The sequence below is a fragment of the Azospirillum sp. TSH20 genome (genome assembly GCF_003115935.1).
Classification (GTDB): Bacteria; Pseudomonadota; Alphaproteobacteria; order Azospirillales; family Azospirillaceae; genus Azospirillum.
The window spans coordinates 1-2,682 of the sequence record NZ_LGQU01000172.1; the positions used below are offsets into that span (position 1 = coordinate 1).

The 2,682-nt window shown below is 62.0% G+C and carries 4 protein-coding genes and 1 pseudogene; 4 read left to right on the forward strand and 1 reads right to left on the reverse strand.

The genetic code is table 11. The features are described 5' to 3' along the window. From TSH20_RS35495 to TSH20_RS32870, 3 genes are all read left to right on the forward strand, one after another. The coding region (locus TSH20_RS35495; RefSeq protein ID WP_211100366.1) for a hypothetical protein at positions 1-181 on the forward strand (181 nt) is incomplete at its 5' end. Between the two features lie 142 nt (positions 182-323). After that, positions 324-935 carry a type IV toxin-antitoxin system AbiEi family antitoxin domain-containing protein gene (locus tag TSH20_RS32865; RefSeq protein ID WP_109157375.1) on the forward strand — a complete coding sequence of 204 codons (612 nt, stop codon included), beginning with the start codon at positions 324-326 and terminating at the stop codon, positions 933-935. A 105-nt stretch (positions 936-1,040) separates the two neighbouring features. After that, positions 1,041-1,595, forward strand: a complete 555-nt coding sequence (locus tag TSH20_RS32870) for a nucleotidyl transferase AbiEii/AbiGii toxin family protein (protein ID WP_158282104.1) — start codon at positions 1,041-1,043, stop codon at positions 1,593-1,595. Here TSH20_RS32870 and TSH20_RS32875 read toward each other — a convergent pair. Beyond that, a pseudogene (locus TSH20_RS32875) lies at positions 1,596-2,332 on the reverse strand (IS5 family transposase); the annotation flags it as partial. Here TSH20_RS32875 and TSH20_RS36255 point away from each other — a divergent pair. Beyond that, entirely contained in the window at positions 2,289-2,420 is a 132-nt protein-coding gene (locus tag TSH20_RS36255) for a hypothetical protein (RefSeq protein ID WP_282183597.1), read from the forward strand. The pseudogene TSH20_RS32875 and the gene TSH20_RS36255 sit on opposite strands and share 44 nt — an antisense overlap. The last annotated feature ends 262 nt before the right edge of the window (positions 2,421-2,682 follow it).

A 2,682-nucleotide genomic window follows, 5' to 3' on the forward strand; every position in this document is an offset into this window, starting at 1 on the left:
GTGGTGGCGGGCATACGAGAGCGGCGGCATCCCGCGAGGTTACCGTCACGACCGACAGGCCACCATCGTTGATGTGACAATGCCCCCGGCGGACCAGACACGCCTGTGGCCCGTCCACCGCGATGTCGGAAACGTCCGGAACGATCGGCCGGAGCTGATTGCTCCCATCAATCCGGCCTGATTTGAACCTTGGTTACGCGCCTCCCATCCTGCGGCTTACGTCGGTTGACAAGAACCAAGCTGAGGACCGGGTCACCGTTTTGAGGTCTTCCCATCTGGTACAAATCCTATACACTTGTTTAGAACTACTGAGGGTTCGTACCATGGGCTCCACCAGGCGGGAGCAGGTTGTTGCCTTTCTGCGGGAGCATGGAATTGCACGATCCCGTGACATCAGGGCGCTTGGAGTGCCCCCTTCAACACTGATGCGGATGGTCGAAAATGGCGACGTGGTCCAACTCGCTCGAGGTCTCTACCAGTTGCCGGACACCGACTTCGACGCCGCGCACAGCCTCGCTGAAGTGGCAAGGCTGGTTCCCAAAGGCGTTATCTGTCTCATTTCCGCCCTCGTGTATCATGGCTTGACCTTGCAGATGCCATCGCGCGTTTGGCTTGCTCTGCCGCAAGGGACTTGGCGACCGCAGTTCGCCTATCCCCCCGTCAAAACCGTCCACATGGCAAGGGCGGCGATCAGCGCCGGAGTGGAACACCATAAGATCGAAGGGGTACTGGTGCCGATCTTCTCACCAGCCAAGACCGTCGCCGATTGCTTCAAGTTTCGTTCGCTGGTGGGCGTCGATGTGGCAATCGAGGGAATGCAGTTGGGTTTGAGAAAGCGCAAAGCCAAGCCCCAAGAGATTCTCGACCACGCCTCTGAATTGAGGGTTGCGAAGATTGTTCGCCCGTATCTCGAGGCCTGCATCAGTGACGATTAAGCCCCCCAGAAACATCGCTGCCTCAGTGCGGCAGAAGCTGCTCAACGTGGCCAAAGTCCGCGCTGCCGACTTTCAACAGATCTGCACGCAGTCAGTCTGGAACGCTTGCTTTACCGCATCAGCATTTCCGAGCACAGGGACCGCCTTATCCTGAAAGGTGGCCTGCTTTTCCTGGCGTGGCAGGCGGATACGGCTCGTCCCACCCGGGACGCCGATTTCCTTTCCTTCGGTAGCAGTGACACCGATGAGATGAAGAAAGCCTTCCAGAGCATCCTGTCTCTCCCCGCCGACGACGGCGTCCAGTTTGACCTGACGGCCATTGAGGCAACGCGCATACGCCCCGAGGACGAGTACGATGGCGTGCGCGTCACGACAAACGCAACAATCTCCGGAGCACGCTTTCCGATCCAGGTCGATATCGGCTTCGGTGATGCCATCACGCCCGGCACTCAGGAAATCCACTTCCCTACGCTTCTGAACCAGCCCGCGCCGCGCGTGCTCTCCTATCCGCCTGAGACGGTCATCGCAGAAAAACTTGAAGCCATCATTTCCTTGGGCGACATCAACGGGCGACTCAAAGACTTCTACGATCTTGGGGTTATCAGCGACTTTGGTGCAGAACTCGGCCTGAGGACGGATTTTGCCCAGAGGCGATGGTGATCAGGCGACCTTCCGGGAGGTCGGCCTGCCGAGGCTGGTCATCCGATTGATGACGGCGCAGGCGGCCTTGGCCTCGGCTCTTTGTGCGGGCAGAGTCCGGGCGCGCAGGCTGCGTCCGATGAGGACCTTGTACCTGAGCATCGCCACCTCGACCAACGATCTTCTGCCGTACTGGACGGCCCGCTGCCAACCCAGCCGACCACGCTCTTTGATCGTCTGGATGTGGCGGTCGCGCCGGGTTGGCGCGCTCTGGGCGGTGTCGCTCACCACGGCGGTCGCGCGCGGCGGGATGATCACCTCGGCGTCCGGCGCACGCTCGGCGACAGCACGATAGACGGGCTCGCCGTCGTAGGCGCCGTCCGCCAGGACCGCGCTGATCGGGCCCGTGACCTGGTCGAGCAACGGACAACCAGCGAAGCGTCTCCCTCCTCGTTGCCCGTCAACGCCGAGGCGAGGATCTCGCCAGTGGCGGGATCGACGGCCAGGTGCAGCTTTCTCCAGCTCCGGCGCGCCTGGCCTCCATGCTTTTCCAGGTGCCACTCGCCCCGGCCGAACACCTTCAGCCCGGTGGAGTCGATGACCACGGTGACCGGCCCGTCCGTCCTGGCCAGGGCCGACGCGACAGCCAGATTGGTACTGCGCCGGGAAAACGTCGTATGATCGGGAACCGGGAGGTCTAGGCCGAACCGGCGCATGAGCGAGCCCAGCAAACCCTCGGTCTGGCGCCACGGCCGTCCGGTGCAGATTCCGACTGAAAGCGGCCACGGTTTCCGACGCCAAAGCGGCCAGTATTCCGATCGCAAGCCGGCCGGCATTCCAATTTGAAGGCGGCCACCATTCCGACATGAAACCGGCCACCCTTCCGCTGTGAACGCGGCCGGCACCATCGTCGGCATGATGATGGCGTCTTCCCCGCGAGGAGAGCTTCCATCAAGCACCGCCTCCTGATCCAACCGACAGGAGGAGCGGATGCCAGCCTTGAGGCTTTCCATGCGGCAGATCCGTGAATTGTTTCGCCTGAAGTTCGGCAGCCTGCTGCCGACCAGCGATCGCCAGATCGCAGCCCAGCTCGGTGTCGCGCGCAGCA